Annotated in this window: 12 protein-coding genes; 9 read left to right on the top strand and 3 right to left on the bottom strand. The window is 38.3% G+C overall.

Annotated features, from left to right (window positions below):
- Positions 1-40: 40 nt before the first annotated feature.
- From gcvT to sdaAA, 9 genes are all read left to right on the top strand, one after another.
- Entirely contained in the window at positions 41-1,153 is a 1,113-nt protein-coding gene (gene gcvT, locus GMJ66_RS05605; RefSeq protein WP_156289355.1) for a glycine cleavage system aminomethyltransferase GcvT, read from the top strand.
- A gap of 128 nt (positions 1,154-1,281) precedes the next feature.
- The gene (gcvH, locus tag GMJ66_RS05600; protein ID WP_156289354.1) at positions 1,282-1,677 is read left to right on the top strand and encodes a glycine cleavage system protein GcvH; all 396 of its coding nucleotides are present in this window, start codon (positions 1,282-1,284) and stop codon (positions 1,675-1,677) included.
- A gap of 1 nt (position 1,678) precedes the next feature.
- Entirely contained in the window at positions 1,679-3,031 is a 1,353-nt protein-coding gene (gene gcvPA, locus GMJ66_RS05595; RefSeq protein WP_156289353.1) for an aminomethyl-transferring glycine dehydrogenase subunit GcvPA, read from the top strand.
- Positions 3,024-4,520 (top strand): aminomethyl-transferring glycine dehydrogenase subunit GcvPB, encoded by a 1,497-nt coding sequence (gene gcvPB, locus GMJ66_RS05590; RefSeq protein WP_156289352.1) that lies wholly within the window; start codon positions 3,024-3,026, stop codon positions 4,518-4,520. The genes gcvPA and gcvPB overlap by 8 nt, the downstream gene beginning before the upstream one ends.
- Positions 4,521-4,731: 211 nt before the next feature.
- The gene (locus GMJ66_RS05585; RefSeq protein WP_156289351.1) at positions 4,732-5,037 is read left to right on the top strand and encodes a HesB/IscA family protein; all 306 of its coding nucleotides are present in this window, start codon (positions 4,732-4,734) and stop codon (positions 5,035-5,037) included.
- A 547-nt stretch (positions 5,038-5,584) separates the two neighbouring features.
- On the top strand, positions 5,585-6,985 hold the full coding sequence (gene lpdA, locus GMJ66_RS05580) for a dihydrolipoyl dehydrogenase (protein WP_156289350.1): 1,401 nt from the start codon (positions 5,585-5,587) through the stop codon (positions 6,983-6,985).
- Positions 6,986-7,103: 118 nt separating this feature from the next.
- Positions 7,104-7,964 carry a formyltetrahydrofolate deformylase gene (gene purU, locus GMJ66_RS05575; RefSeq protein WP_156289349.1) on the top strand — a complete coding sequence of 287 codons (861 nt, stop codon included), beginning with the start codon at positions 7,104-7,106 and terminating at the stop codon, positions 7,962-7,964.
- 227 nt (positions 7,965-8,191) lie between these two features.
- The gene (sdaAB, locus tag GMJ66_RS05570) at positions 8,192-8,854 is read left to right on the top strand and encodes an L-serine ammonia-lyase, iron-sulfur-dependent subunit beta (protein WP_156289348.1); all 663 of its coding nucleotides are present in this window, start codon (positions 8,192-8,194) and stop codon (positions 8,852-8,854) included.
- A 15-nt stretch (positions 8,855-8,869) separates the two neighbouring features.
- Entirely contained in the window at positions 8,870-9,745 is an 876-nt protein-coding gene (sdaAA, locus tag GMJ66_RS05565; protein ID WP_156289347.1) for an L-serine ammonia-lyase, iron-sulfur-dependent, subunit alpha, read from the top strand.
- Positions 9,746-9,851: 106 nt separating this feature from the next.
- Here sdaAA and GMJ66_RS05560 read toward each other — a convergent pair whose 3' ends face one another.
- The 3 genes from GMJ66_RS05560 to GMJ66_RS05550 all read right to left on the bottom strand — a co-directional run bounded on the left by GMJ66_RS05560 (position 9,852) and on the right by GMJ66_RS05550 (position 14,957).
- Positions 9,852-10,496, bottom strand: a complete 645-nt coding sequence (locus GMJ66_RS05560; protein WP_156289346.1) for a tetratricopeptide repeat protein — start codon at positions 10,494-10,496, stop codon at positions 9,852-9,854.
- A gap of 440 nt (positions 10,497-10,936) precedes the next feature.
- Entirely contained in the window at positions 10,937-12,703 is a 1,767-nt protein-coding gene (locus GMJ66_RS05555) for a glycoside hydrolase family 13 protein (RefSeq protein WP_156289345.1), read from the bottom strand.
- Between the two features lie 130 nt (positions 12,704-12,833).
- Entirely contained in the window at positions 12,834-14,957 is a 2,124-nt protein-coding gene (locus GMJ66_RS05550; RefSeq protein WP_231514823.1) for an alpha-amylase family glycosyl hydrolase, read from the bottom strand.
- Positions 14,958-15,142: the final 185 nt, after the last annotated feature.

Below are 15,142 nucleotides of genomic sequence, written 5' to 3'. Positions count from 1 at the left end.
TCAGTTCAGTAAGAAATTGAAAGTAGGGGTGTAAAAATAGATGAGTACAGAAGCAGTGTTAAAGCGAACACCACTTTTTGAAGTATATAAAAATTATGGTGCAAAAGTCATCGATTTTGGAGGATGGGAACTTCCGGTACAGTTTTCAGGCATTATAGAAGAGCATGAGGCGGTTCGACAGGAAGCAGGTCTTTTCGATGTTTCCCATATGGGAGAGATAGTTGTTGAAGGAAAGGATGCAGAGAGCTTTATCGATTCTTTAGTGACAAATGACGTAACAAAGATTGATATTAACCAATGCCAATATACAGCTATGTGTTATCCAGATGGTGGTACAATTGATGATTTTCTTGTTTATAAGTTAGCGGATGAAAAGTACCTACTAGTGGTGAACGCAGCAAATATTGAAAAAGATTATGAATGGATTGAGCAGCACGCAAAAGGTGAGGTAACATTAAAAAATATTTCAAGTGATGTTGCACAGGTTGCAATCCAAGGACCAAAGGCAGAAAGTATACTGCAAAAATTAACAGAGAAGGATTTAACAGGCATTGGCCTTTTCCGTTTTGCCGAGCATGTCAATCTAGATGGAGTTAAAGATGTTCTTGTATCCCGTACAGGTTATACAGGCGAAGATGGCTTTGAACTTTACTTAGCTGCTGACGATGCAAAAGCACTCTGGGAGAAGCTTTTGCAAGTGGGAGAAGAAGATGGGTTAAAACCGTGTGGACTTGGTGCGCGTGATACTCTTCGTTTTGAAGCACGTCTTGCCCTTTATGGCCAGGAGCTTACGAAAGAAATCAGCCCGCTTGAAGCTGGAATTGGTTTTGCCGTTAAAACGAACAAAGAGAGTGACTTTATCGGTAAATCAAGCCTTCTAAATCAAAAAGAAGAAGGGTTAAAGCGGAAATTAGTAGGGGTTGAAGTAACAGGAAGAGGCATTCCACGTCACGGATACAAAGTGTTTTCAGAGGAAGGAGAGGAAATTGGTTTCATCACATCCGGAACCCGTTCTCCTTCATTAAAGAAAAATTTGGGTCTTGCCATTATATCTATGGAACATGCCAAAGCAGAGACACCGTTAAAAGTGGAAATCCGTAAGAAATTGATTGACGCCGTTGTTGTTAAAACACCTTTTTATAAAAGGGGATAACATCCTAGCTTCATAGAACCTGCAATGACTGTAGCCACGACATGCGATCAACTTGTGGATGTATAATTGCTGGTTCTATGATTCTCCTTAAAATAATAGACAAATAGATGCAGAAAGGAAGTAAAAAAATGACAAACGCTACAACAAATTTACTATATAGCAAAGAACATGAGTGGGTATTACAATTAGAAGGAAATCGTGTTCGAATCGGAATCTCTGCCTATGCTCAAGAGGAGTTAGGAGATATCGTCTTTGTTGAAAATCCGGAAGAGGACGATGAAGTAACTGCGAATGAATTAATGGGATCCATTGAGTCTGTGAAAGCCGTTTCTGAACTCTATTCTCCTGTATCAGGTGTAGTTGTTCAAGTAAACGAAGAGTTAGAGGATGCCCCTGAGATGATTAATGAACAACCATATGATGCGGGTTGGTTAGTGGAAGTCGAGCTATCAGACCCAGAGGAGTTAGAATCGCTATTAAGTGAGGAAGAGTACCAAGCATTTCTTAAAGAAGGAGAGGAATAACATGACCAATACGTATAGATATCTGCCAGATACAAAGCAAGATCAAAAAGAAATGTTAGATTTTTTAAATGTCTCTTCTGTTGAGGAGTTATTTGCTGACATCCCATCTAGTATTCGAGTAAAAGGGGGACTGGACATTCCAGAAGCGGATCCAGAACCTGTTCTTGTAAAAAAATTAAATAAACTTGCTGATCGTAATATAAATGTGGATCAATATCCAACCTTTCTTGGTGCGGGTACGTATGACCACTACATTCCAAGTGTTGTGGATCATATGATTTCACGTTCTGAATTTTATACAGCATATACACCGTACCAACCCGAAATTAGTCAAGGCGAACTACAAGGCATGTTTGAATTCCAAACGATGGTTTGTGAACTCACTGGAATGGATGTAGCCAACTCTTCCATGTATGACGGCTTTACATCCTTAGCGGAAGCAGCATCCCTTGCTGTTGCTTCAAAAAAACGTTCCAAAGTCCTTGTATCAAGAGGGGTACACCCTGAATCCCGTGCCATTTTAAATACCAATGCAAAAGGCCAAGGTTATTCGGTGGAAGAGGTAAGTTTAGATACGGATATTACGGATTTAAAACAATTAAAGTCCCAATTGGATAAAGACACTGCAGCCGTTATTATTCAATACCCAAACTTCTTTGGTTCGATTGAGGATCTGGCGGAAATTAAGGAATACGCGAAGGAACAAGGTGCGCTATTTATTGTTAGTGCCAATCCATTAGCCTTAGCACTTTTACAATCACCTGGTAAGCTAGGTGCCGATATGGTTGTCGGTGACATGCAGCCACTGGGAATACCAATGGCCTTTGGTGGTCCACATTGCGGATATTTTGCCGTAAATAAAAAGTTTATGCGTAAGATACCTGGCCGAATTGTAGGGGAAACAAATGATGAACAAGGTAATCGCGGATTTGTATTAACCTTACAAGCACGGGAACAGCATATCCGTCGTGACAAAGCGACATCCAATATTTGTTCCAACCAGGCATTAAACGCACTTGCTTCTTCCATTTGTATGTCAGCACTAGGAAAGCAGGGAATCCGTAAAATGGCACAGCAAAATTTTGAAAAAGCGGATTATACGGCAAAAGTTCTCCAAAGCAAAGGCTTTACTGTTATAAATAAATCAGCATTCTTTAATGAATTTGTCATTGAACTGCCACGCCCGGCCAAAGAAGTTAACGAAAGACTGCTAGATTTAGGTATTATTGGTGGCTATGACTTAGGGGAAGCGTATGGTAATGATAAACAAATGCTTATCGCTGTTACAGAGCAGCGATCAAAAGAAGAGATTGATAAATTTGTAGAATTATTGGAGGCGGTTGTAAATGGTTGAATATAATGATCTTATTTTTGAAATCAGTCGTCCAGGACGTGTAGGATACAGCCTTCCGAAGAGTGATGTAGAAAGTGTTGATCTACAGGAAAAATTACCAAAACATTTAATCCGTGACGAAGAAGAGGCAGCAGACCTTCCAGAGGTTTCTGAACTTCAACTCGTTCGTCATTATACAGCTCTATCAAATAAAAATCATGGAATTGATAATGGCTTTTATCCATTAGGGTCTTGTACGATGAAATATAATCCAAAAATAAATGAGGATATCGCACGTCTTCCAGGATTTAGCCGCATTCATCCATATCAGCAGGCGGAAACAACACAAGGGGCATTCGAACTTCTGTATAACTTACAAGAAGAATTGGCTGTTATCACTGGGATGGACGCGATATCGCTTCAGCCTTCTGCAGGAGCCCAAGGGGAATGGACCGGTTTAATGATGGTAAGAGCCTATCATGAACAGAAAGGAGAGAGCAGGAATAAGGTACTAGTCCCAGATTCCGCACATGGTACCAATCCTGCCAGTGCTTCCGTAGCCGGGTTTGATACAGCTACGATTCCATCTGATGAGAATGGGTTAGTTGATTTGGAGGAATTAAAGAAACATGTTGATAGTGATACAGCTGCTCTAATGTTAACAAACCCTAATACACTTGGACTCTTTGAAACAGAAATTGAAGAAATTGCAAAAGTTGTTCATGATGCTGGCGGTTTACTCTATTATGATGGTGCGAACGCGAACGCAATATTAGGTAAAACAACACCAGGGGCAATGGGATTTGACATCGTGCATTTAAATCTCCATAAGACATTTACGACGCCACATGGTGGTGGAGGACCTGGTGCTGGTCCAGTGGGTGTGAAAGAGGATCTTATTCCTTATTTACCAGTACCACGTATTGAAAAAGATGGGGAAAGCTATGTATTAAATTCTGATTACCCATTATCGATCGGTCGTGTGAAAGGATATCACGGAAACTTTGGTATTTTGGTCCGTGCTTACACTTATATTCGCACAATGGGAGCAGAAGGATTAAGTGAAGTATCAGAAGGGGCAGTACTTCATGCAAACTACCTCCGTAAGAGACTGGAAGAGCATTTTGAATCACCATATAAACAACTTTGCAAGCATGAATTTGTGTTATCCGGATCCAGACAGAAAAAACTGGGAGTTCGTACGCTTGATATGGCAAAACGTCTGCTTGACTTTGGTTACCATCCGCCTACCATCTACTTCCCTCTAAATGTCGAGGAAGGTTTAATGATTGAGCCGACGGAAACAGAATCCAAAGAAACAATGGACGCATTTGCAGACGCCATGATACAAATTGCCAAAGAAGTAGAAGAAAATCCAGGAATTGTTTTAGAAGCTCCACATACAACCGTTGTTGGCCGATTGGATGAAGTTCAAGCAGCAAGGAAACCAATCGTACGTTATACAAAAGAGAAAGATGCACAGAAGAAAAAAGACACTGTTAAAGCTTAAAAGATATTTTCCATTGGTGGGGAGAAAACCCACCAATGGCTTGCACTATTTTTCGTGGATAGATAGATACATGGGCAGAATGGATCTTCATATTTCACAAAGGTATAAGGTGATAAAGAAGTGATTTGTTTCTTTTCCCATTATGCAGAAGTGCAGGTTCTAAGCCAATATGGAGGGGTTATCAGAATAAGGTAGAAGGGGGTAGGTGAATTTGGTTGTTACCTTAACAGAATCAGCGCTAGATAAGCTGAAAACAACGGAAATAAAAGAAGAGCAATATCCGCGCATTGATGCTGATATTGCTGGTGGTTGCGGAATATCTGTTAAATTCACACTTGTTTTTGATGAGCCGCGTAGAAATGATTCAGTGATTGAATATGATGGAATTCAAATTCATATAGACCTTTTTACAAAGCGTTATTTAGATGAAGAAACGCAAATTGATTATAACGATGAACAGGGCTTTCTTGTCGGAGAGAGTTTTGCATCAAGTGCATGTGCAATTGAATTGCATTAACAGGATCATGAAGAAAGCAATTATACAAATGGTGTAATGGGAGAAAGTTTGACGTAACTATCTTTTGTTTACTAGTAGACTATGTAAATGGTATAGATATTTGCGGAATAAGTGATGGTTGATTCAAACAACGGTTAGGTATTTTTGATAATAGAAATATAACGAAAATTGCGAAGACGGTATTTATTCATGTCATAACGTATTACGGTTTGATAAAGCTGCTCTCTGTCCCCTTTATTCTTTATTACGGAATTAACTGGCTGTAAGACCCTGAACGAGAAGCATTCAATATACTTCCAGAATGATAAGTGGAATGTAGGTAGCCAGTAGACTCTTGATTCCATCAAGGGTCATCCCCCTTTTCAGTGGGGGATAAAATCCTCCACTCAGTAATGTTTCACTTTTTTTAACGTTAAGCAAGAAGTTGATGAACTAGTAAATATTTTAGTGTACCAAGTATAAGAAAAGCTTCGATATTCGCTAAAGGGCGAGATGAGTGCTGTGTATTTCTAAAAAGTATTTTTCAATGAAAAAGGAGAGGTTTCCGATGAAAGAGGAGTATGATGTTATTATCATTGGAGGTGGGCCAGGAGGATATGTTACAGGTATTCGTGCAACTCAATTAGGCTTAAAGACGGCAATTGTGGAAAAAGAAAAATTGGGTGGAACATGTCTTCATGCTGGTTGTATTCCAAGTAAAGCATTATTAAGAAGTGCAGAAATATATTCGAACACAAAAGACGGAGAAAAATATGGCGTGATTGCCCCTGAGGTTGGACTTGATTTTTCAAAGGTGCAATCCCGGAAAGAAGATATTGTGACTCGTTTATATAAAGGTATTCAACATTTAATGAAAAAAGGGAAAATCGATGTTTATGAGGGAACGGGAAGTATTTTAGAATCCAAAGACGTAGCTGTTCAAAGAAATAATGAAGAAGAGCAGCAGATATTAAGTTCCAAAAATGTTATCATTGCTACAGGTTCCCGTCCTAAAACACTTCCAGGCCTGGAAGTAGATGGAGAATATGTTATGACATCCGAAGAAGCCCTGGCATTAGAAACGTTACCAGATTCTATTATTATTGTTGGCGGTGGTGTTATAGGAATAGAATGGGCATCGATGCTTGCTGACTTCGGTTTACAAGTAACCGTAATTGAATATGCGGATCGGATTTTACCGACAGAGGATAAAGATATTTCAAAAGAAGTACAAAGGTTAATGAAGAAAAAAGGTATTAAGATTGTAACAGGGGCAAAAGTGCTTCCAGAAACATTGGAAAAGGGTGATGGTGTTTCGATTAAAGCAGAACGTAAAGGTAAAGAAACCTTATATTCTGCCGGTAAGTTATTTGTATCCGTCGGCCGTTCACCAAACACTGAAGGACTTGGCCTTGAAAATACGGAAGTTGAAATAGACCGTGGTTTTATTCAAACCAATGAATACTACCAAACAAATGAAGGTAACATTTATGCAATCGGTGATGTAATCGGTGGTCTGCAACTTGCTCATGTTGCTTCACATGAAGGAATCGTTGCAATCGAGCATATCGCGGGTAGTGATCCTGCACTATTTGATTATCCGATGGTTCCGAGGTGTATATACAGTAATCCGGAAGTAGCGAGTGTAGGTCTTACAGAAGATGAGGCAAAAGAGAAAGGTTATCAAGTAAAAATAGGTAAATTCCCGTTTCGTGCTATAGGGAAGGCGCTTGTTTTTGGTGAGTCAGACGGTTTTATTAAACTCGTTGTGGAAGAAGGGTCTAATAAGCTGTTAGGAGCACATATGGTAGGTCCACATGTTACCGAAATGATTACAGAAGCAGGTTTAGCCCAAGTATTAAGTGCAACATCCATGGATATTGCTCACAATATTCACCCGCATCCAACATTATCTGAAGCAGTTGGTGAAGCAGCGTTAGCAGTAGATGGTATGGAAATTCATGCTTAGAATCTAGCATAATGTTTTAAATGAAGATACAAATGATATGACAGATTATTAGTTTAAGTATGATTAAATGATAGATAAAAAAGAAATGATAAGTATAACTTAATTTGGAGGAAGAACATTGCATACGGAAAATGAGAACCGTGCGAAATTATTAATTACTTGTCCAGAAAAGCCAGGTATCATCTCGACGGTAACAAATTTTTTATCGGAACATAAAGCGAATATTATAGATTTTGATCAACATACAACAGACCCACAAGCTGGTATATTTTTTATGAGGATTGAGTTTAATTTAGAGAATGATAAACTTGAACAACTTGAACAGGATCTGCACGTGCTCGCCAAGGATTACGCGATGGACTGGTGGCTGAGCAGTAACAAAAAAAGAAAGAGAATGGCTATCTTTGTTTCCAAGGCGGATCACTGCTTAATGGAGCTTATTTGGAGATGGAAGACGAATGAAATTCCAGTTGACATACCTTTAGTCATTAGTAATCATGCAGATTTAAAAGAAGTAGTGGAAAGTTATGGAATCCCTTATTATCATATTCCATTAACGAAGGATACGAAAGAAGATGCCGAACAGAAAGCATTGGAATTATTGGAAGGGAAAGTGGACTTTATTGTTCTTGCCCGATACATGCAAATTCTTTCCCCTAATTTCATTTCTAAGTATCCTAATAAAATCATAAATATTCATCACTCATTTTTACCAGCCTTTGTTGGTGCCAATCCATATGTCAGGGCGTTTAATCGAGGAGTGAAATTAATTGGTGCAACTGCGCATTATGTAACCAATGATCTCGATGAAGGACCAATTATAGAGCAGGATGTCCAGCGAATTAATCATCAGTATACAGCAGAGGATTTAAAAGTTGCTGGACGGCATGTGGAAAGAAGTGTTCTTGCTCAAGCTGTTTCCTGGCATGTGGAAGATAAAGTACTTGTTCACGGTAATAAAACAATCGTATTTGCGTGAGGTAAGGCAACTTCTCTTTAAATGACATCTTTCCAATTTGTCGTATGTTTTGTTGTTATTTAATGTATAACGACTGCCCGGAGCGGAAATCAACGGAGCACTATACTAGTTCGCGGTTTGTACATTTTGCGCAAAAACAATAATCTTTTAGAAAATAACGATTCAATAATTAGCATGCTTTTGTTCATTTGTTTGTGTCGAAATTTACGTTCAAGGCGGTGATTTTTATGAAATATAATTCAGTATTCGATATTATTGGTCCGGTCATGATTGGACCATCAAGCTCTCATACTGCAGGAGCAGCAAAAATTGGGAAAGCTGCACGAAATTTATTAGGTAGTGAACCAAGTTGGGCAAAAATCCATTTATATGAGTCCTTTGCTAAAACGTATAAAGGCCATGGAACAGACTTTGCCCTCGCTGGGGGATTACTAGGTTTTGAAACAGATGATCCTAGAATGAGTAAAGCACTTGAAATAGCAAAAGAACGTGGGTTAACAATTGAATTTATGGAAGATACAAGTGCAGTAAGCCATCCAAATACTGCCCGTTTAATTATTGGTAATGGTGAAGACCAGGTAGAATTAGTAGGAATATCTATTGGTGGTGGGAAAGTTGAAATCACGGAATTAAATGGTTTTGAACTGCGTTTGTCCGGAAATCACCCAGCGATTCTTGTTACGCATAATGATCGTTTTGGTGCCATCGCCTCCATTACCTCGATTTTAGCCAAAAACCAAATAAATATTGGGCACATGGAAGTAAACCGGAAAGACCTTGGTAAGGAAGCGTTAATGGTCATCGAAACCGATCAAAATGTGGAGGAAGCAGTGCTGCAGGAGCTAACAAAAGCCCAAAACATTATTCAAGTTTCGACGATTGTTAGTTAAAGAGGAGGTTATCATATGTTTCGAACAGTAGCAGAATTAGTAGAGATAGCAGAAAAAGAAAACATATCGATTTCAGAAGTGATGATTCGTCAAGAAATGGAAGTAAAAGAAAAAACGAGAGAAGAAATTTTTTCTGAGATGGAAAAGAACTTGGAAGTGATGGAAAAGGCTATTGAAGACAGCCTAAAAGGAGTCGAATCTGTAACCGGTTTGACTGGAGGAGACGCTGTTAAAATTCAGGAATATATGAAAGAAAAAACACCGTTATCTGGTGACTTACTTTTAGATGCAGTAAGCAAAGCGATGGGAACAAATGAAGTAAATGCAGCGATGGGTACCATTTGTGCTACTCCAACAGCCGGTAGCGCAGGAGTTGTTCCAGGGACCCTATTTGCAGTGAAAAATCGACTTAACCCTACACGTGAGCAGATGGTACGCTATTTGTTAACAGCTGGTGCTTTTGGATTTGTAGTCGCCAACAACGCTTTTATCTCGGGAGCTGCGGGAGGCTGTCAGGCAGAGGTAGGTTCAGCGGGAGCAATGGCATCTGCTGCGATTGTGGAAATGGCCGGAGGAACACCTCAAGCTTCAGCAGAGGCGTTTGCTATGACGTTAAAAAATATGCTTGGACTTGTTTGTGATCCAGTAGCAGGGCTTGTGGAAGTTCCGTGCGTGAAACGTAATGCAGCAGGCTCATCCCTCGCGATTGTATCAGCAGATATGGCGTTAGCAGGTGTTACAAGCCGCATTCCGTGTGATGAAGTGATTGGTGCGATGTACCGTATTGGTCAAACGATGCCGTCTACTTTGAGAGAAACGGGTGAAGGTGGCTTAGCTGCTACACCTACAGGGCAGTTATTGAAGGAAAAAATATTTGGTTCGTTGGCATAACTTGGTTTTGTGTGAAAAGTGGAGGATATCCAGTTAATAGGATACCCGAACAATTACCTTCTCTGTCGATATATAGTCAGTTACAAACATAGCAAACCCTAGTCATCTATAGGTTTGCTATTTTCTTTTCTATATCCTTAACGGCTTGACTGTCATTTGCTTTTTCAAAAGCATCAAGTGCATACTTATAATGATTCATTGCCTTCTCCCTCTCACCAAATCGTTGAAAAATATCCCCAAGATCTCGATATGCGCAACCAACGACAATCACATCTTCTGTTCGTTTTCCGTGATACAAGGAATCTTCCATCAAATTCTGGGCCTCCTTTAGCTTGTTTTGTAACAAGTAAGTTGTTCCGCGCTCATATAAATTAGTGGCAAATCCTAAATGAAATGTTGGTAAAAAGCTATTGTATATTTCATATTCCTCTGCAAAAAAATAAAGTGCTTTGTCGGGATTTCCATTCAAACGATCGCCCATACCTAGTTGATGATTGGCAATCGCTTCCCCTTGTTTATCTCCCTCTTTCCTGGCAAGGTGTAATAGTTCTGTGTATATTTCCTTTGCTTCATTAAAATGATTTAATTCCAATTTTACAAATCCAAGACCGTGCATTGCCTGTTTATATAGATTGGAATTCTGTTCGTCCATTTTATCCAGGCATTCCAAATATAGAATTTCAGCTTGCTTAAAATAGCCTTTATTCACAAATTCAAACGCATTATGTAACTTATTTTTTATATTTTTCATAATTCTCACCACCTATTGACTTGGACAAAATGTAAAGGGTATCAGATAGGATAGTTTAGCTAACTGGTTAGACACTATTATTATATAATTTATCGGTAATCATTACCAAATATCTAAGTTCGACTAGCTAATTTATCCCGTAATTAATTGGCTGTAAGACTCTTAACGAGAAGAGTTAAAGGGAATATGAGAATGTTAAGTGGGGAACGCAGCCAGTAAACGTCCGACTCATCCAAGGGCCTTTAGGTCATCCCCTTGTGGTACTTATATTCAGTGGGAAAGTAAGGAAGCACTACTGAACGAGATTTCACTTTATTAAAAAGACTTTGAATGGTAATTAAAAAATTAGTTTTCTAATTTATCATCAACGCAGAGGTTGTATAACTGAAGAAATAGCAAAAGAACATCCAACCTATGTGGTTAGATGTTCCTATGAATTACTACGCTGACTGCTCAAAAACCCGGAATCCAAGTGGTTTAATATGGACTGCTGATAAGTTACCAACTGAATCTTTTTGAATCGTTTCTTCAATATTCCATTCTAATAAATCTTGATCACTAGTTCCACGTAAATCAACTTGAATCGCATTCGAGCTGTTATTTACAACAAAAATCAGCTTCTTCTCAGCATTAAATTTTTCATAGATGACATAGTTTTGTGCATTATTGAATTCAATCATCCGGAAATCTGCTTTATTTCCAAAAACAGGCTCATTTTTACGTAGTTTAATTAACGTTTGAACAAACTTAAATAATTCCCGGTCCTGATTCTGTTCATCCCACTCCATGCATGCGCGACATTCTGGATCTTGTCCACCAGCCATCCCAATTTCATTGCCATAGTAAATGCATGGGGAGCCAATGAAACTAAGTTGGAATAGATAGAGTAATTTTACTCGATCAGTATTATTACCGGCTAATGTTAAAATTCTCGGTGTATCATGACTATCTAATAGGTTGAAAGCAACTTCGTTCACATGCTTTGGATACATGTGCAATACATTGGTAATGGTACTTGCAAAATCTTCTGCATTCATTTCATTTTTGGCAAAATATTCGATGGCGGCATTTGTAAATGGATAGTTCATCACGGCGTCAAATTGATCCCCTTGAAGCCATGGCATGGAGTCGTGCCAAATTTCTCCTAATATATACGCATCTGGTTTAGCGTTTTTGACTACTTTGCGGAAATCACGCCAAAAGGCATGATCTACTTCATTAGCAACATCTAAACGCCAACCGTCAATATCGAATTCTTCTATCCAGTAGCGGGCTACCTTTAGCAAGTATTCTTTTACTTCTGGGTTTTCTGTGTTTAGCTTTGGCATGGAACCTACAAAACCAAAGGTATCATAATTTGGCCTTGGCTCTGATTTGACAGGGAAATCCCACAAATGGAACCAATCTTTGTACTTAGATTTTTTTTGTTTTTCCAGTACGTCCTGGAAAGGAGGGAAGTAATAACCGCTGTGATTAAAGACGGCATCCAACATAACACGAATTCCTCGCTTATGACTCTCTTTCACTAAACGTTTAAATGTTTCCTTACTTCCAAACTGTGGATCAATTTTCATATAATCCATTGTATCGTACTTATGATTGGAATAAGCTTTAAATATTGGTGTGAAATAGATTCCACTTATTCCAAGCTCAACTAGGTAATCAAGGTGATCAATCACACCTTGGAAGTCACCTCCGAAATAGTTAGTTGGAGTAGGTTCAGTAGATCCCCAAGGTAATGTGCCCTCTGGATTTAAACTAGCATCGCCGTTTCCGAAGCGCTCTGGGAAAATTTGATACCATACGGTGTCCTTTACCCAGGATGGTGCATTAAAAACGTCCACTTTATTTAGATAGGGGAAGCAGAAATAGTTTGCAATTTCACTTGGTGGAATGTCGAATATTCCCCTTTCTGAGTAAATAAAAGATTCTTTTTTATCCGTACAGCGGAAGGCATAACGCATTCGATGAAACTTCGGTTTTATTGAAAGGAACCAGTAATCATGTAAATTAGTAGAACCCGATTTTACCATTGTTTCCGTCTTGGTAAGCCATTGTTCATTTTCCCAATCATAAGGATCTCCATAGATAAGCTCTACCGAATCCATATCTCCTTTTTTGGTTTGTAGTACAATGTGTAGCGTGTCTTTATCATATGCATAAGCAAAATTATCTTTTGGCCGATGAAAGATTGCTTCTTTAATCATTAAATATTCTCCTTTCATAATAAAAACCCCGTTTTCCATAGGAAAACGGGGTTGTTGTAACAATACAAAGCATTGCCCTTATTTGTATATTATTAAATTACTGCAAACGCTTTAAATTGTCAATATTTGATTACTGCCAATTTACAATAACTGTATCGGTTCCTTGGGTAGGTGTAGTATACATATGGTTAGTACCACTTTCCCATTCTACGTTGCCTAAACTATCTTTTTTGATAAACTTAAACTCAATGGTTGTACTTGCAGGTACGCTTAGATCAAAGTACCATGTGGGATATTGATAGACTACTTGATTAAACATTGGGCCAATAGCTTTGTTCGGATCCCAATTACCAAGTTCGGAAACATTACCTACAACATAAACATTTGATCCATAATCAGTATAGGCATTATGGACTACAAATCTTATTGGTATTTGTTTATCAGTAAGCACTTCAAATTCTTCATAGTTGTTACTAGCTACATTATCTCCATTCTTAACAGTAATATCATATTTTCCAGCAGGTACAGATGGAACCTCTACTTTTATTTCAGTGTCAGACCGTGATTGAACAGCAGCATTTGCAGAATTAAATTGAACAGTACCTTTAATACCTCCAAATCCTTCCCCGTTAATTGTAATGGTGTTTTCTGCAATACCATCCATCGGTCCTACATGGCCAATTATTGGAGTAGTGGATTTTTTCGAATACTGCCAAATAGCAACTCCTCTAGCATTAAGTGTAAATGAGTCAACAAAACCATCTGTATTAACGGTTATATTATTTCCGCTTAAAATAGAATCTAATTCATCCTCATAGATTCCAGCAGGTAGGGAGGTGCTTAAGTTAGTTATAGAATAGTTAGAATGCCCTCGGTTAATTGCTGTAACAACAACATTATCACCAAATTCTCTTTCGTATATATAAACATCGGAGTTTATCCATCGCTGTTCTGTATCACCATACCCAAGTGCAGGATTCGATTGTCTTAGAGATGCAAGCTTACTAATAATTTGATAAGCTGTTGTGGACCGATCAAAACTTGGCATTGGTTTGCGGTTTTCAGGATCAATATTTCCTGTCATGTATTGTTCAGTTCCGTAATAAATTGTTGGAACCCCTCTTGAAGTAAGTAATACGGCTAACGCCATGTCTGTTTGTCTATTAGTAGAGCCTTCAACAGAGAAACGAGCCATATCATGATTATCAATGAATGTTACTTGGTCTATTACCTCTTTATATTCATTTGAGGTACTTTGAATCATATCATGAAATCCATTCCAGTCCATTGTACCATCTCTTAAAACTTCTCGGATTGTTTGACCATATTGGAAATCAAGTAAACTCATGCCACTTTCATTTGCAAAATGATGATTTTGGGGGTCAATCTTACCTGTTCCCAAGAACCATTCCCCAAATGTAAATACAGGACGGTGATTATATATTTCACTCATTAATGACTTTTGCCACCCCTGAGACATGTGTTTAACTGCATCGATCCTTATTCCATCAATCCCCTTATCTAACCATAGTTTTATAGAGTCCTTTAAATAGGTATCGATTCCCCCATTATTTAAATTATAGTCTGCTAGATCATATAAATTACGGTAGATACCATCTTCATAGGAAGAGAAGTCTGTTCCACCAAAATGATCAAAGATGTTCAGTGGATCATTGGAATAGGTACCTAGTAAATTACCGTCATTATAGAGTGCACCGTTTTCTGCATAGGATGGATCCGTTTCTAAAGCAGGTGATGAATGATTTGGTGTGAAATCCATAATAACTTTAATCCCATTAGAATGAGCAGCTTCAATCAATCTATCAAAATCAGAATAACTACCGTAAAATGGATTTGTTCTTTTATAATCTCTAGCCCAATATCCATGATAGGATGTGTAACCACTAGGGTGTAAAGCGTATACATTTTCTACCGGTTGTGAAATCCAAATAGCAGTTACCCCCATGTCAGTTAAGTATCCATCAGTGATTTTGTCAATAATACCTTGCCAATCCCCACCACAGTATTTATGAAGGTTGCTACAATCTGAACTATATATACTACCAGTTGGATTATTATTAGAGTTTCCGTCATAAAATCGATCTGTAACAATTTGGTAGATTACATCTTTTGAATAGTCTACATCGTTAGCTGGATTAGCATGTGTGGTACCCAATGGTTTTACATAAAAAATTAGCAAAACCAAAAGTAATAAAGCAAACGTTTTCCCTAAAAAGTGTTTAAAGTTAAACAAATTGCTTTCCTCCTTTTCACCTTGTTCTTTAAACCAAAAAGAAACCATCCTCCTTTCATAAAAAAACCCCCAACCTTTTAATAAAAAAGCCGGGGTTGTCTGAAAAGCCAAAGCATTGCCCTCGAAATGTTATTATACCTAATAAATAATTAGAGTATAAGTCTATTAATACGATAATGAGCAAA

The sequence above is a fragment of the Oceanobacillus salinisoli genome, assembly GCF_009733865.1.
GTDB lineage: Bacteria > Bacillota > Bacilli > Bacillales > Amphibacillaceae > Oceanobacillus > Oceanobacillus salinisoli.
The sequence above is the reverse complement of the archived record's forward strand: the minus strand, read 5'-3'. Positions and strand labels throughout refer to the sequence as shown.